The sequence below is a fragment of the Streptomyces sp. NBC_00433 genome, from assembly GCA_036015235.1.
GTDB lineage: Bacteria > Actinomycetota > Actinomycetes > Streptomycetales > Streptomycetaceae > Actinacidiphila.
Genome location: CP107926.1, coordinates 2,026,895 through 2,042,037 on the forward strand (window position 1 = coordinate 2,026,895; position 15,143 = coordinate 2,042,037).

Annotated in this window: 13 protein-coding genes and 2 pseudogenes; 10 read left to right on the top strand and 5 right to left on the bottom strand. The window is 71.9% G+C overall.

Going from position 1 to position 15,143, the window contains the following annotated elements; translation table 11 throughout:
* The first annotated feature begins 132 nt into the window (after nucleotides 1–132).
* The 3 genes from OG900_08255 to OG900_08265 all read left to right on the top strand — a co-directional run bounded on the left by OG900_08255 (nucleotide 133) and on the right by OG900_08265 (nucleotide 2,023).
* Nucleotides 133–519 (top strand): PPOX class F420-dependent oxidoreductase, encoded by a 387-nt coding sequence (locus OG900_08255; protein ID WUH90099.1) that lies wholly within the window; start codon nucleotides 133–135, stop codon nucleotides 517–519.
* Nucleotides 520–673: 154 nt separating this feature from the next.
* Nucleotides 674–1,717 carry a LacI family transcriptional regulator gene (locus OG900_08260; GenBank protein WUH90100.1) on the top strand — a complete coding sequence of 348 codons (1,044 nt, stop codon included), beginning with the start codon at nucleotides 674–676 and terminating at the stop codon, nucleotides 1,715–1,717.
* Between the two features lie 174 nt (nucleotides 1,718–1,891).
* The gene (locus OG900_08265; protein WUH90101.1) at nucleotides 1,892–2,023 is read left to right on the top strand and encodes a hypothetical protein; all 132 of its coding nucleotides are present in this window, start codon (nucleotides 1,892–1,894) and stop codon (nucleotides 2,021–2,023) included.
* Nucleotides 2,024–2,066: 43 nt separating this feature from the next.
* On the opposite strand, the gene rsgA is transcribed toward OG900_08265, so the two are convergent.
* From rsgA to OG900_08280, 3 genes are all read right to left on the bottom strand, one after another.
* Nucleotides 2,067–3,176, bottom strand: a complete 1,110-nt coding sequence (rsgA, locus tag OG900_08270) for a ribosome small subunit-dependent GTPase A (protein ID WUH90102.1) — start codon at nucleotides 3,174–3,176, stop codon at nucleotides 2,067–2,069.
* A 331-nt stretch (nucleotides 3,177–3,507) separates the two neighbouring features.
* The gene (locus tag OG900_08275; protein WUH90103.1) at nucleotides 3,508–3,990 is read right to left on the bottom strand and encodes a hypothetical protein; all 483 of its coding nucleotides are present in this window, start codon (nucleotides 3,988–3,990) and stop codon (nucleotides 3,508–3,510) included.
* Nucleotides 3,991–4,142: 152 nt separating this feature from the next.
* Nucleotides 4,143–4,658: a hypothetical protein gene (locus OG900_08280; GenBank protein ID WUH90104.1), complete on the bottom strand. Its 516-nt coding sequence runs from the start codon at nucleotides 4,656–4,658 to the stop codon at nucleotides 4,143–4,145.
* Nucleotides 4,659–4,900: 242 nt separating this feature from the next.
* On the opposite strand from OG900_08280, the pseudogene OG900_08285 reads away from it, so the two are divergent.
* The 5 genes and pseudogenes from OG900_08285 to OG900_08305 all read left to right on the top strand — a co-directional run bounded on the left by OG900_08285 (nucleotide 4,901) and on the right by OG900_08305 (nucleotide 11,476).
* Nucleotides 4,901–6,271 (top strand): annotated as a pseudogene (locus OG900_08285) (discoidin domain-containing protein).
* A 537-nt stretch (nucleotides 6,272–6,808) separates the two neighbouring features.
* Nucleotides 6,809–8,452 (top strand): glycoside hydrolase family 3 C-terminal domain-containing protein, encoded by a 1,644-nt coding sequence (locus OG900_08290; protein WUH95670.1) that lies wholly within the window; start codon nucleotides 6,809–6,811, stop codon nucleotides 8,450–8,452.
* Between the two features lie 308 nt (nucleotides 8,453–8,760).
* The gene (gene modA, locus OG900_08295) at nucleotides 8,761–9,549 is read left to right on the top strand and encodes a molybdate ABC transporter substrate-binding protein (protein ID WUH95671.1); all 789 of its coding nucleotides are present in this window, start codon (nucleotides 8,761–8,763) and stop codon (nucleotides 9,547–9,549) included.
* 38 nt (nucleotides 9,550–9,587) lie between these two features.
* The gene (locus OG900_08300; GenBank protein WUH95672.1) at nucleotides 9,588–10,403 is read left to right on the top strand and encodes an ABC transporter permease; all 816 of its coding nucleotides are present in this window, start codon (nucleotides 9,588–9,590) and stop codon (nucleotides 10,401–10,403) included.
* A complete protein-coding gene (locus tag OG900_08305) occupies nucleotides 10,385–11,476 on the top strand; it encodes an ABC transporter ATP-binding protein (GenBank protein ID WUH95673.1) in 1,092 nt (363 codons plus the stop codon). Before OG900_08300 ends, OG900_08305 begins: the two co-directional genes overlap by 19 nt.
* A gap of 286 nt (nucleotides 11,477–11,762) precedes the next feature.
* Here OG900_08305 and OG900_08310 read toward each other — a convergent pair whose 3' ends face one another.
* Nucleotides 11,763–13,010: a ThuA domain-containing protein gene (locus OG900_08310; GenBank protein WUH90105.1), complete on the bottom strand. Its 1,248-nt coding sequence runs from the start codon at nucleotides 13,008–13,010 to the stop codon at nucleotides 11,763–11,765.
* Nucleotides 13,011–13,395: 385 nt separating this feature from the next.
* On the opposite strand from OG900_08310, the pseudogene OG900_08315 reads away from it, so the two are divergent.
* Together OG900_08315 and OG900_08320 are read left to right on the top strand one after the other, a co-directional pair.
* Nucleotides 13,396–13,659, top strand: a pseudogene (locus tag OG900_08315) (ricin-type beta-trefoil lectin domain protein).
* Between the two features lie 381 nt (nucleotides 13,660–14,040).
* A complete protein-coding gene (locus OG900_08320; protein ID WUH90106.1) occupies nucleotides 14,041–14,445 on the top strand; it encodes a VOC family protein in 405 nt (134 codons plus the stop codon).
* Here the strand turns inward: OG900_08320 and OG900_08325 are convergent.
* Entirely contained in the window at nucleotides 14,442–15,125 is a 684-nt protein-coding gene (locus tag OG900_08325; GenBank protein WUH90107.1) for a helix-turn-helix transcriptional regulator, read from the bottom strand. The genes OG900_08320 and OG900_08325 overlap by 4 nt on opposite strands.
* Nucleotides 15,126–15,143 lie beyond the last annotated feature (18 nt).

Here is a 15,143-nt window from a genome sequence, read left to right on the forward strand (position 1 = left end):
CAGCCCGAACGGGGCGACAGCCCGAAACCGGCCGGGAGACCGCTCTCCCGGCCACTGTCCGACCTGCGGCCTAGGACTCGCCTGGGCCGCAGGTCCGATGAAGGCGCTCCACGGGCGTGTGAGGCTTGCCCCATGACGACGACAACCGCACGGACGGAACTCAACGAGTCCGAGCTGGCCTATCTGCGCGACCAGCGCCTCGCCCGGCTGGCGACGGTGGACGCGAAGGGCCGGCCGCAGGCCAACCCGGTCGGTTTCCTCCTGCGCCCCGACAGCACGATCGACATCGCCGGTTATGCGATGGGCACCACCAAGAAGTGGCGGAACATCGCGGCGAACCGCCATGTCTCGCTGGTCGTGGACGACATCGCCAGCGTCACCCCGTGGAAGGTGCGCGGGGTGGAGATCCGCGGCACCGCCGAGCAGATCGTCGGCCCGCACGACTACGGGGAGCACCTCAGCCCGGAGCTGATCAGGATCACGCCCTACGCCATCTACAGCTGGGGCCTGGACGACTGAAACCGGTCCGCCGCCACCCCGCGGGACGCGCCCCGCGGGGTAAAGCTCACGCTATGAAATAAGAGAGCGCTCTCACGCGACGCCGGGTGACCCGTTACGCTGTCCGTGCCGATCCCGGAACTTTTCGTTATCCGTGCGCGAAGGAGCCCTCCCCGTGTCCGACCCGACGTTCGCGGCCCGCCCCACCCTCGAGGAAGTCGCGGCGCGGGCCGGGGTGTCACGGGCGACGGCCTCGCGGGTGGTCAACGGCAGCGAGGGCGTACGGGCGCCGCTGGTCGAACGGGTGCGCGCGGCCGTCGACGAGCTGGGCTACGTACCCAACCAGGCGGCCCGCACCCTGGTCACCCGACGCAACGGAGCGGTCGCCGTGGTGGTCGCCGAACCCGAGACGCGGTTCTTCGCCGACCCCTTCTTCGCCCAGCAGGTGCGCGGCATCAGCAAGGAACTGACCGCGCACGACAACCAGTTGGTGCTGCTGCTCACCGAGGGCGCCGCCGACTACGAGCGGGTGGGCCGCTATCTGGCGGGCGGGCACGTGGACGGCGCGCTGATCTTCTCGCTGCACGACGACGACTCGCTGCCGGTGATGGCCCGCAAGGCGGGGGTGGCCACCGTGATAGGCGGCCGGCCCGGCTGGTCGGACGCCGAGTCGGGGCCGACCACGCTCTACGTGGACTGCGACAACCGGGGCGGCGCGCGCGACGCCGTACGCCACCTGCTGAACCTCGGCCGCCGGCGCATCGCGCACATCGCGGGTCCGCTGGACCAGACCGCGTCGATCGACCGGCTCGACGGCTTCCGCGACATGCTGCCGCACATCGACCCGGCGATGATCGCCGAGGGCGACTTCACCCCGGAGGGCGGCTCGCAGGCCATGGAGTTGCTGCTGGAGCGCTCTCCCGACCTCGACGCGGTCTTCGCCGCCTCCGACATGATGGCGTCGGGCGCGCTGCGGGTGCTGCGGCAGCGCGGGCTGCGGGTGCCGCAGGATGTGGCGGTGATCGGCTTCGACGACATCGTCTCGGTCGCCGAGTGGACCGACCCGCCACTGACCACGATCCGGCAGGACATCGAGGAGATGGGCCGGATGATGGCGCGGCTGCTGCTGCGCGCCCTGGAGCCGTCCACTCCCGGCACGGTGTCCGCGCTGACCCCCATCGTCACGCCCACCCAACTGGTGGTACGCGCCTCGGCCTGACGGGGACCGCCCCGCCGGCCCCTCGCCGCAGGCCCGTGCGGTCGTTCGGCCGCAGGTCGGCGAAGCCCGCGTGCCACCCTGTGGGTTGGAATCGCCGGGCAGCGGGAAAGTCACGGTCAGGCAGCGAACGTGAGAGTGCGGTGAAGACCGCACCGGGAGACGAGGAGGACTGCCATGGCCTACTCCGTGATCCTCGGGATCGTGATCGTCGTACTTGTGGTCGCCGGGGTCATCGGTTCGTTCTGGAGCGCGGGCAGTCCGATCGCGGTGCGCCGCCGCCACGGACGTGACGGCGGCGCGGGATGACGCCACCCGGACAGCGCGACGAGGGCCGGGTGACGGCGGGGAGTCAGCCCGCGCTGCGGTGACCGCCGCCTCCGCCCCGCTTGCGTTCGTACATCTCGCGGCCCGCGGCCGACCGCTGCTTCCACTCGCGCCGCATTTCGGCGCGCAGCCGCTGGTCGGTGCGTGAGGCGATCCAGGCGTTCTCGCGCAGCAGCTTGCGGTAGCTGTCGAGCCGCCGGTGCTGCAGGGTGCCGTCGTCGAGCGCGGCCAGCACCGCGCAGCCCGGTTCCTTCTGGTGCGAGCAGTCCTGGAAGCGGCAGTCCGCGGCCAGTTGCTCGATCTCGGCGAAGACCTGGCCGACCCCGGACTCGGCGTCCCACAGCCCGACACCGCGCAGCCCCGGGGTGTCGATGAGCACCCCGCCGCCGGGAAGCGCCAGCAGGTCACGGGTGGTCGTGGTGTGCCGGCCCTTGCCGTCGGCGTCCCTGGTGGCCTGCACCAGCTGCACCTGGCGGCCCAGCAGGGCGTTGGTCAGCGTGGACTTGCCGGCTCCCGACTGGCCGAGCAGCACCGCGCTGCCGCCGGTCAGCACGGCGGCCAGGACGTCGAGCCCGGCGCCGGTGGCCGCGCTGACGGCCAGCACCTGCACCCCGGGCGCCGCCGCCTCGGCGTCGGCCAGCAGATACGTGGTGTCGTCCACGGTGTCCGCCTTGGTGAGCGCCACCACCGGTACGGCGCCGCTCTCCCAGGCCAGCGACAGGAAGCGTTCGAGCCGCCCGAGGTCGAGTTCGGCCGCGAGGGACACGCAGATCACCACATGGTCGAGGTTGGCGGCCAGCACCTGGCCCTCGGAGCGCTTGGAGGAGGTGGAGCGGACATAGGCGGTGCGCCGCGGCAGCAGCGTACGGACGAAGCGCGGGTCGCCGTCCCGGTCGACGGCGGCCCAGTCGCCGGTGCACACCACCCGCATCGGGTCGTTCGGCGTCACCAGTGAACTGTCGGCCCTGACAGGGCCGTCGGCGGTGAAGAGGTCGCACATGGCGCGGTCCACCCGCACCACCCGCCCGGCCACCAGGCCCTGTTCCGCGCAGGGCGCGAACTCCGCCTCCCACACGTCGTCCCAGCCGTAGGGCACGAGCGCATGCGAGGAGGCGTCACGAAAAGAGAAAGACAAGGGGGAACCCTTCGAACGGGTGGCCCCGGCACCGCGCGCCCGGCGCGCGGCAAGGAAGAGGAGAGGTCAGCCGGAGACCACGGGAATGCTTGGCACGATCTGCTGAATGCGGGCAGCGCCCAGTGCGAAGACAGCCATCGGTCCACACCTCCCTGGTCCTGCGTCACGGCTGACGCGGCAGCCTTCCGGCTCCCGCAGCGAACACCTGGGACGGTAGCCCCTCCGGTCGGTGATCGCCACCTGTTTTTTTCCGGCCCTCGCCGGCACCCGGGCGGGAACCCGGGTGCCGGCGACCGCAGGCCCGCGCACCGTCACGGTGCGGGGGCTCGCGTCAGTACGGGTTGCTCGCCACCCACCTCTTGCTCACCGTGGTGTGCGCGGGGGTGAAGGTGTCGCCGTAGAGCGTGAAGGCGACGTTCCAGTAGTCCGCGTACGTGTCCTGGCCCGTGACGGTGTTGCAGCCGCTGGGCAGCGACAGGTACTCCAGATCGGTCTCCTGCCAGGTGCTGCCGACATAGCCAGCGTTCACCGCGACCTGGATCTTCGGCGGGGTGTAGCTGGACTGCTGGCACGCGGTCAGCGAGTAGCGGAAGGAATTGCCGCCGTCGTCGAACTGCACCCAGCCGTCGACATGGCCGAGCTGGACCGTGGTGCCGGTCGGATACTGGTAGGTGTCCTGGATGGAGAACGTGTAGGTCGTCCCCCAGGCCGCGTGCGCCGGTGTGGGGGCCACCAGGAGGCCGCCCAGCGCGGCCGCCGCCGCGGTGGCTAAGCCCGCGACGCGCCGTCTTCCCGATGTCTTCGCCTTCTTCATCGCCATACCTCCGAGATCGTGGGGAGATGCCGAGAGGGTGCTGTGATGCCGGTTCACCAGAAGTATGCGACACCGGCCCACGCCTCGGGGCGTGTCGGACATCTTCCCTGTCGGTGGGCGGCGTCGTGGCGGATCGGGACCGGCGCGCGCCGTCAGGTGGCGTCGGGGAAGCGGGCGGCGAGGTAGGCGCGGCGGGCGGTGACGACTTCCCCGACATCGGTCAGCGGCTCGAAGGACAGGTCGCCGATCGGGCCGCGCCCGGAGGCCAGCAGGTGGTGAGCGGCGAGGTCCGCGCGCAGCAGCCACATCCCGGAGGCGTGCCGGCCGAGGGTCGCCGGGCTCGGGGTGCCCGCGATGTCGGCGGTGACCTGCTCGGTCGGCGCCGAGCCGGGCGCGAAGGGGGTGTCGGGGAAGAAGTCGTGCCCGGCCAGGTCCCGCCAGGTGGTGACCCTGATGTGCGGCTCGTCGGTGTCCCAGGGGCCGTAGGCGAGGGTCAGCGACCGCAGGGAGCCGTCGACGGTGTGGTGCTCGGCCAGCGTGCAGGGTGCGAGCCACGGTGTCCGCAGCCGGTAGACGGCTTCCGGCTTCTCCCGGAAGGATCGCTCCAGGTCCTCGTACATCGCTTGCCGCAGGGCGCGTATCCGGTCCTGGGAATCACTGCGGTCCATGCTTCCCAGACTGCCAGCCGGCCCGGGTCCGCCGCGTGCGAACGCGCCTTTCCGCAGTCCGCGCCGCCGAACAGGCCGATTACCGGCGCCCGGAGGGGACATGCCGGACGGGCCCCGGGGCGGGCGTACCTGTGGCCGTCCTGTGCACAGGCATTGACACTGATCAGGCCTTGCATGAGACTCCCCCCGGAGAGCGCTCTCCCGGCTTCGTCAAGAGGTACACACCCCCCATGGAGATGCATATGAGCCTCCTGTCCCTCTTCCTGCGCGCCCTTCGACGCAGAAGACCCTTACTGGCCGCCCTGGTGGCGGCCGTTGTCGTGGCGGCCGGGGCGATCACCGCCACCTCCGGCACCGCCAACGCCGCACCGGCACTGCTGTCGCAGGGGAAGACCGCGACGGCCTCCTCGACCGAGAACGCCGGGACCCCCGCCTCGGCAGCCGTCGACGGCAACACCGGCACCCGCTGGTCCAGCGCCGCCGCCGCCGACCCGCAATGGCTCCAGGTCGACCTCGGCACCGGATCCACCCTCAGCTCCGTCACCCTCAACTGGGAGACGGCCTACGCCACCGCCTTCAAGATCCAGGTCTCCGACAACGCCCAGACCTGGACCGACGCCTACTCCACCACCACCGCGACCGGCGGCGTCCAGACGGTCTCCGTAAACGCTTCCGGCCGCTACGTCCGCATGTACGGCACCGCCCGCGCCACCGGATACGGCTACTCCCTGTGGGAATTCCAGGTCTACGGCACCTCCGGCAGCACCGGAACCGGCGCCTGCGGCACCGACAACGCCGCCCAGGGGAAGACCGCGACGGCCTCCTCGACCGAGAACGCCGGGACCCCCGCCTCGGCGGCCGTCGACGGCAACGCCGGGACCCGCTGGTCCAGCGCGGCGGCCGACCCGCAGTGGCTCCAGGTCGACCTCGGCGCGACGGCCACCGTCTGCCAGGTGCTGCTCGACTGGGAGGCCGCCTACGGCACCTCCTTCAAGATCCAGGTCTCCGACAACGCCCAGACCTGGACCGACATCTACTCCACCACCACCGGACCCGGCGGCAACCAGACGCTCGACGTGAGCGGTTCCGGGCGCTACATCCGGATGTACGGCACCGTCCGCGCCAACGGATACGGCTACTCCCTGTGGGAGTTCCAGGTCCACACCACCGGCGGCGGCACTCCCCCCACCTCGCCGACCGACCCCGGCAACCCTGGCGGCGGTGACTTCTCCGGTTCGGTGATCTCCGCCTACAAGCAGGTCTCCGCCTCCTCCTACGAGGGCGCCAACGCCCCGGCCGCCGCCCTCGACGGCCGGACCGCCACCCGCTGGTCCAGCCTCTACACCGACGACCAGTGGCTCCAGGTCGACCTCGGCGGCACCGGCACCCTCAGCGGCATCGTGCTCAACTGGGAGTCGGCGTACGCCGCCGGCTACCACCTGGACATCTCCAACGACGGCACCACGTGGACGCGGCTCTACACCACGACCACCGGCAAGGGCGGCATCGAGAAGCTGCCCGTCACCGGCAAGGGCCGCTACGTGCGCTTCACCGGGACCGCCCGCTCCTCCGGATACGGCTACTCCCTGTGGGAATTCCAGGTCTACGGCACGGTCGACACCTCCACCGCGACCCCGCCGATGCTCTCGGGACCGACCAAGGCCCCTGCCACGACCGGCCAGTTCCAGCTGGCGGCGCCCGCGGACAAGGCCATGGTCACCACCACCCGCCGCCCGTCCCTGAGTTGGAACGCGGTCGGCGGCACCGCCCACTACGAGGTGTGGCTCAACCTCAGCCGCACCGACTACGACTTCACCGCGTCCGGCAACCTGCTGGACCTCTACACCAAGGTGGCCGAGCCCACCGGCACCAGTTACACGCCGAGTTGGGACATCACCGACCGGTGGACGTACAAGTGGTTCGTGGTCGCGGTGTCCGGCTCGGGCGCGAGGACGACGTCCGACATCCGCACGTTCAGCGTGTATCTGCCCGACATCGAGCAGGTGGCGGACGGCGTCAACGTGGTCAACGGCGCCCGCGACCTCAACAAGGACGGCCAGATCGAGCCGTACGAGGACTGGCGGCAGCCGGTCGACAGCCGGGTCAGCGACCTTCTCAGCCGGATGACGCTGGAGGAGAAGGCCTATCAGATGTTCTACAACGTCCAGACCTACCCGCTGTCCGGCTGGCACTTCGGGCCCGCGCAGCCCGCGGACCTCGACATCGTCCTGAAGTCCACCGCCGCCACCCGGCTGGGCATCCCGCCGGTCTCGGCGGGCGACACCACGGCGGGCTACCAGACGACGTATCCGCTGCAGAGCACCCTGTCGGCGGGCAAGGACTACCCGCTCGACTACAAGCTCGGCGACATGCAGCGCAAGGAGGAGCTGGAGGTCGGCGCGCGCGGCACCCTGTCACCGCTCGCCGAGGTCGGCACCAAGGTCCTCTACCCGCGCATCCAGGAGGGCGGCGGCGAGAACGCCGACGTGGCGGCGGCCCAACTGCGGGCACTGGTCGCCGGTCTGCAGGGCGGCCCGGAGCTGAACCCCGGCTCGGTGCTGGCGACGGTCAAGCACTGGCCCGGTGAGGGCGCGGGCGGCGAGGCCGGCATCGTCTACGACGCCACGACGATCAAGTACCACATGATTCCCTTCCGGGCGGCGATGGAGGCCGGCGCGGTCAACATCATGCCGGGCTACGCGGGCAGTTCGTATCTCGACCCGGGCGGTCCGGGCGCGGGCGACAGCGCGAAGATCCTCACCTACCTGCGGCAGAACCTGGGTTACACCGGTCTGATCACCACGGACTGGCTGCCGTCGGGCGCCTGGGTCAACGCGGCGAACGCCGGCTCCGACGTGATGGGCGGCGCCGACCCGGGCGCTGCCGGCTTCACCATGGCGGGCTTCGAGCAGCAGGTGCCGCTGGCCCGGATCAACGACGCGGTGACGCGGATCCTGAAGCTCAAGTTCGAGCTGGGCATCTTCGACCACCCCTACGGCGACCCGGTGAACGGCCCCTACCGCTTCCACCAGCCGTCGTACACGCAGCTGGCCAACCAGGCGGCGCGCGAGTCCGACACCGTGCTCAAGAACAACGGTGTGCTGCCCCTCAAGCTCAACTCGGGCGACAACATCGTGGTGGCCGGCGACCGGGCGACCGACGGCGCCGCCTGCTGCATCTGGTCCAGCTACTTCCACCCGGACTACGGGTCGCTCGACCAGCTCGACGCCCTCAAGGCGAGAGCCGCGCAGAACGGGGTGAACGTCGCCCAGGGCACGGCCGCCAACCCGAAGGTCGCGGTGGTCTACGTCGGCGAACCGTCGTACACCCACGCCACCGCGTGGCCGGACACCCAGCCGTACCTGCCGGCCGACCAGCTGGCGCTGATCCAGAACTACAGGAACCAGGGGCTCAAGGTGGTGGTGGTCCTGACGCTGCCGCGGCCGATCGTGATCAGCGACTGGAACACCCTGGCCGACGCCATCGTGGTGACCTACCGCGGCGGCGAGGAGGTCGGTCCCGCCACGGCGAGCCTGCTGTTCGGGGACTACACCCCGCGCGGCAAGCTGCCCTGGCAGCTGCCCCGCAGCCTCGACCAGGTGCTCAAGCCGGGCGGCGGCGACAACCAGGCCGACGCGAACGAGGCCTGGGACCTGCCGTACGACCTCGGTGCGACCGCCGCGGAGCGGGCCGACATCAGGGCGAAGATCGACGCGGGGCAGACCGTGCCGACCACGTACGGCAACCCGCTGTACGCGTACGGGGCCGGGCTGACCAGCTGGGCCACCGGCTGACCGGCTGACGGCCGGCCGACCGGCACTCAGGACGCCGTCCGCGCTCCCGGGCTTGTCCCGGCACGGGAGTGCGGACGGTTGCGGGCCCCCGGGCACGGCAACGGCGATCGTCTGATCGCACAAGCCAGGCCCGGGGGCCTGATCGTTTGGTTTATGCAATGTGCCAGCAGGCTTCCTCCTCGCATCTGCGGAATTATGATCGTGGTATCCGCGCGGCTGCGTGCGGGTAGAGAGGGAGACTTCCTGTGACAATCCGCTCCGCGCGACGGCACGCCCTGCCACTGGTCCTGGGCGGCGCCGCGCTGCTGATGGCGCTCACCTCCTGCTCCTCCTCGGACGACACGTCCTCCGACCCCACCGGGTCGGCGACACCCGCCACCTCGGCCTCCGCCTCGCCTTCGACGAGCGCGTCCCCGCAGGTCAGCGGTTCGATCACGGTCTTCGCCGCGGCCTCGCTGAAGGAGACCTTCACCGAACTCGGCAAGCAGTTCGAGGCCGCCTACCCGGGCACCAAGGTCACCTTCAACTTCGCCGGCAGCGACACCCTCGCCGCGAGCATCACCTCGGGCGCACCCGCCGACGTCTTCGCCGCAGCGAGCCCGGCCACCATGAAGACGGTCACCGACGCGGGCGACGGGCAGGGCGCACCGTCCACCTTCGTCCGCAACCAGCTGGAGATCGCGACCCTGCCGGGCAACCCGCGGCACATCGCCACACTCAAGGACCTCACCAAGTCCGGGCTGAAGGTCGCGCTGTGCGCGAAGACCGTGCCGTGCGGCTCCGCGGCGCAGAAGGCGCTGACCGCGGGCAGGATCAGCCTCACACCGGTGTCCTACGAGCAGGACGTGAAGTCCGCGCTGACCAAGGTGGAGCTGAAGGAGGTCGACGCGGCGGTGGTCTACCGGACCGACGTGAAGGCCGCCGGCGGCAAGGTGGACGGCGTCCAGTTCCCCGAGTCGGCCAGTGCCGTCAACGCCTACCCGATCGTGGCGCTCAAGGACGCCCCCAACACGACGGCCGCGCAGGCCTTCATCGCGCTGGTGAAGTCCGCCGAGGGCCAGAAGGTGCTCACCGAGGCGGGCTTCCTCAACCCGTGACGGACCACTCCCCCGCCACCGCGGCCGGCCCCCGCCGCATCCCCGGCGGCCGGCCGCGTGCCGGTGTGCGCGGCGGCGGCCGGGTGCCGGTCGCGCTCGTGCTGCCCGCGCTGGTCGGCCTCGCCTTCCTGCTGCTGCCGCTGGTCGCCCTGCTGATCAGGGCGCCCTGGCGGAGCCTGCCCGACCAGTTGGCCGGCGCCGCGGTCTGGCAGGCACTGCGGCTGTCGCTGCAGACCGCGACCCTGGCGACGGCGGCGTCCCTGGTCTTCGGGGTGCCGCTGGCCTGGCTGCTCGCCCGCACGGCCTTCCCCGGCCGGCGGCTGGTACGCGCCCTGGTCACGCTGCCGCTGGTGCTGCCACCGGTGGTCGGCGGAGTGGCCCTGCTCCTCGCGCTGGGCCGCAACGGGGTGGTCGGCCGCTGGCTCGACTCCGCCTTCGGCGTCACCCTGCCCTTCACCACCGCGGGCGTCGTCGTCGCCGAGACCTTCGTCGCCATGCCCTTCCTCGTCATCACCGTCGAGGGCACACTGCGGGCCGCCGACGCGCGCTACGAGGAGGCCGCCGCCACGCTGGGCGCCTCCCGGCTCACCGCCTTCCGCCGGGTGACGCTGCCGATGATCGCCCCGGGGGTGGCGGCCGGCGCGGTGCTGGCGTGGGCGCGGGCGCTGGGCGAGTTCGGCGCGACCATCACCTTCGCGGGCAGCTTCCCCGGCCGCACCCAGACGATGCCGCTCGCGGTCTACCTCGCCCTCCAGGACGACCCCGCCGCGGCCATCGCGCTGAGCCTGGTGCTGCTCGCGGTGTCCCTTGCGGTGCTCGCCGGCCTGCGCGAACGCTGGACGGGCGCGCTGTGACGGAGCCAGACGGGCTCGACGCCCGTCTCGTCGTCGACCGGGGCGGCTTCGCCCTGGACGTCACCTTGACCGTACGGCCCGGCGAGGTGCTCGCCCTGCTCGGCCCGAACGGCGCGGGCAAGACCACCGCGCTGCGCGCCCTGGCCGGACTGACCCCGCTGACCGGCGGCCATCTGCGGCTGGACGGCGACACCCTGGAAGACCCGGCGACACGCCGCAGGGCCGCGCCCGAGAACCGGCCCGTCGGCGTGGTCTTCCAGGACTACCTGCTCTTCCCGCACCTGACGGCGCTGGAGAACGTCGCCTTCGGGCCGCGCTGCCACGGAATGCCGCGGGCCGCGGCCCGCGCGCTGGCCGCCGGCCTGCTGGACCGGATGGGGCTGGCCGACCACGCGGGCGCCAAGCCGCGGCGGCTGTCCGGCGGCCAGGCCCAGCGCGTCGCGCTGGCCCGCGCGCTGGCCACCGGGCCGCGGATGCTGCTGCTCGACGAGCCGCTCGCGGCGCTCGACGCCCGCGCCAGGCTCGACGTCCGCGCCGAACTGCGGCGGCACCTCGCCGCCTTCGAAGCGGTGGCGGTCCTGGTCACCCACGACCCGCTGGACGCGATGGTCCTGGCGGACCGGCTGGTCGTGATCGAGAACGGCCGCCCCGTCCAGGAGGGCACACCGGCCGAGGTCGCCCGCCGCCCGCGCACGGACTACATCGCCCGGCTCGTCGGCCTCAACCTCTACCGTGGCGAGGCCGCGGCCCGGACCGTCCGGCTGGCCCCGGGCCTCGGCCTCGCCACGGCTGAAGACCTCGACGGGCCCGCCTTCGTGGCCTTCCCCCCGGGCGCGGTGGCCCTCCACGCCGAGCGCGCCGCCGCCGGCGCCGGCGCATGGCCGGCGGAGGTCGCCGGCATGGAGTCCCACGGCGACCGGATCCGCGTCGCCCTCACCGGCTCCGGCCCGGCGGCCGGCCTCCCCCTCGCCGCCGACCTGACGGCTGTCGCCGTCGCCGAACTCGCCCTCGCCCCCGGCGACACCGTGTGGGTCTCGGTCGGGCTGACCGATACCCACGCCTATCCGGCCTGACGGCCGGGGGAGAGTGCCACTTGCGATGGCCCGCAGGCCTTCCGGTGCGTGGGGGCTGGTCGCTCCGTTCTCCCCCGGCGCTTCGCCCGGGGGTACCCCCGCACCCTGGGTAGGTGCCTCGTCCTGTTGCGTTCACAGTTGCGGTCCGCTGTGGCTGGCCGCGCAGTTCCCCGGGCCCCTGTGGCTTGCCCTCTGGGCGGAGGGTGAGCGTTTTTCAGGGGCGCGGGGAGCTGCGCGACCAGCCAGGACGGCGGGTCGGACGCGGGACGGGGGAAGGGGCTACGCCTTAGGCGGTGGGCAGGGTCCAGGACTGGTTGGCCGAGCCGGTGCACGACCAGATCTGGAGCTTCGTGCCGTTGGCCGAGGTATTGCCCGTGGCGTCGAGGCACTTGCCCGACTGCGGGTTGACCAGGGAGCCGTTGGCGCCGGGTTGCCAGACCTGCGACCCGGTCCCGTTGCAGTCGTAGAGCTGAACCTTCGTACCGTTGGCCGTGCCGGCCGCGGCCACGTCAAGGCACTTGCCCAGCGCCTGGAGCGCACCCCCGGACGCCACCGTCCAGCTCTGCGCAGCAGTCCCGTTGCAGTCGTACAGCTGCACCGCCGTGCCATTGGCACTGCTCGCCCCCGCGACATCGGCGCACTTCCCGCCGAAGCCGTGGATCGGCCCCTTCGCACCGCCCGACGGCGGGGTGACGGGGCCTGACTGACCGCCCAGCCAGCGCAGCCCCTGGAGCAGGAGCTGGTTCTGCTGCGCACTCGCGAAGGTCGAGGACAACGTCGTGTTCGTGGCGTAGTCCATCGCGTTGTGGCCGAAGTTGTTGTAGATCATCTTGTAGTTGTGGTTGGTCCACACGATCGGGTAGTACCCGCTGTACCAGGTCTGGCTGGGGTCCGTGCCGATCGGGAAAGTGGACTGGTCCATTGACGCCAGGATGTCGATGTTCGGGTTCTGCCGCAGATCGTGCTGCCAGCTGTACCACTCGCTGACCGACGACGTGATCGTGGACGGCAGGCCCGCGGTCGCGGGGTGGTTCGGGTCCTCGATCTTCAGCGTCTCCGAGGTCGGACCCCAGCTGTTGGACTGGAAGGTGCCGGTGCCGAGGAAGGTCTCGTGGTACCAGGACCAGTCGCTGGGCGTCTGGTCGTTGTAGGCCGAGACGTGGAAGCCCATCCAGCCGCCGCCGTTGTTCATGTACGTCTGGAAGGCGCTGCGCTGGGCCGCGGTCTGCGGGTAGTTGTCGAGGAACAGCACGACCTGGTAATTCGCCAGGTTGGCGGTGTTGAGCTGGTTCCAGTCGTTGGTCGCGGTGTACGAGAAGCCGTTGGCCGCGGCCTGCTGCGGGAACCACGCGTTCGCCTCGTGCACGAAGCTGATGTGCGCGGCGTCGTAGGTGCCGTCGTAGAAGGCGAGCACCTTGAACGGGGCCGCCGCGTGCGCCCGGTGGGCCGGCGCGGCGAGCGCCGCGAGCAGCACGGCGAGCAGGGCGAACAGGCGTATCAGGAGCCGGGGTTGTGCGGTGCGGGTTCTGACCATGAGGGGCCTTCCTTGTGCACGACGGTGGGGGAGACGTGCGCCTGTAGCAGGATTCAAAGGTCTAGACGCTGTTCATGTCAATGACCTATGGTCCATACCATCCACGAGAGCCCCCACACTTCCGCCTCGTGGTCGAGGAGCCCCCCATGACACTCATCGCTCGTCGCAGTAACCGCTTTCCCAGAAGCTCCTACGCCTCGCTGTCGCGCACCCCCAGCGGATGGGCATCGCGATGACCGACACGCAGACCCTGACGGAGTCGCGCCGGCCCGCGGGCTCCAACAACCTCTTCATCGCCTGGGAGACGCTCACCAACGCGGACAACCCGGACGTGGCGCCCGGCGGCTCCACGACACGGCCGACGACGCCGCCCGCCGGCGGCGGGGCCGGGCCGATCCACGGGATCGGCGGGATCGGCGGGAAGTGCGTCGATGTCGCGGGGGCGAGCAGTGCCAATGGCACGGCGGTGCAGCTGTACGACTGCAACGGGACTGCTGCGCAGAGCTGGACGGTGGCGTCCGGGGGTGCGCTCCAGGCGCTGGGCAAGTGCCTTGACGTGGCCGCGGCCGGCACGGCCAACGGTACGAAGGTTCAGCTCTGGACCTGCACGAATTCGGCCAACCAGGCCTGGGTCCTCCCGAGCGCCTAAGGGGGCTGCCCCTTACCCCGGCTCTGCGTCTGACCCGCCGTCTCGGCTGGTCGCGCAGTTCCCCGCGCCCCTTTTGGCCTGCTCCTTCCGCCGCCAGGCGTTGGTCCCTGCCAGGGCGTTGCCCTCTGCGCAGGAGGGTGAGCGTTTTTCAGGGGCGCGGGGAACTGCGCGACCAGCCCCCCACACAGCGCAACCGTGGAGTGCGTAACAGCACCCCGCAGGGAGTGGCGGGGAACTGCGCGACAAGCCCCCACCGGGGGGAGGGCGGGCGCCCGCCCACAAAGACGGCGCCGCCGCGAAGATGGGTGCGCATTCGCGGCGGCGCCCCTACGCGTCCGTTTCGTTCAAGACGGGCGACGGCCACGCGCCTAGCGTGGTGGCATGAACGCACACCCCGTGACACCCCGCATCGCCCTGCTCGGCCTCGTCGTCGCCGACATGGCAACTTCGCTCGCCTTCTACCGCCGGCTCGGGATCGAGGTGCCGGCGGTGGCGGACGGTGAGCCGCACGCCGAGGTCACGCTGCCCGGCGGGCTGCGGCTGGCGTGGGACACCGTGGAGACCGTCCGGTCGTTCGACCCCGGCTGGTCGCCCGCGACCGGCAGCCGGGTCGCGCTGGCCTTCGAGTGCGGGACCCCGGCGGGGGTGGACGCGATGTGGGAGGAGCTGACGGGGGCCGGGTACGAGGGGCACCTCAAGCCGTGGGACGCCTTCTGGGGCCAGCGCTACGCCGTCGTCCACGACCCGGACGGCAATGCCGTCGACCTCTTCGCGGCCTCGGCCTAGCCGAGCAGTTCGCGCAGGGGCACGCCGGCCAGTGAGCGCACCTCGCGGGACAGGTGCGGCTGGTCGGCGTAGCCGGCGTCCGCGGCGACGCGGGACAGGGGGGTGCCCGCCCTGGCCATCTCCAGCGCCCGCTGGAGCCGCAGCACCCGGGCCAGCGTGCGCGGGCCGTAGCCGAAGACGGCTTCGCAGCGGCGGCGCAACTGCCGCTCGCCGAGGCCGCACGCGGCGGCGACGCCGCCGACCCGGCGGCCTTCCTTCAGGGCGGCGGCGACCGCGGCGGGCAGCGGGTCGGCGGGGCCGACCGCGCGGGCCCGGTCGGCGGCCCAGGCGTCGAGGACGGCCGCGGGGCGGGCGTCCGCGCGGGTCGCGAGCCGCCTGGCGTCGGCGGCGGGCCACAGGTCGCCGAGCGGGACGCGCAGGTCGCGGATCTCGTGGGCGGGTGTGCCCAGCAGCGCGGGGCCGACGCCGGGGGCGAAGCGTACGCCCGCGTAGCTGCTGCCCGGCCGGTCCACGGCGACGTGCGCCGCCGTGTCGGGCCCGGCGACGAGCAGTTCGCCGTCGTGCCAGATCAGGTCCATGCAGCCGTCGGGCAGCACCCGGTAGGGGCCGCCGCCGCTGTGGGTCCGCGTCCACAGGACCACCCCGGGTGCCAGGCCGGCCGTCTCCCGATACGCGCTCATCCCTCCATGGTGCCCCGC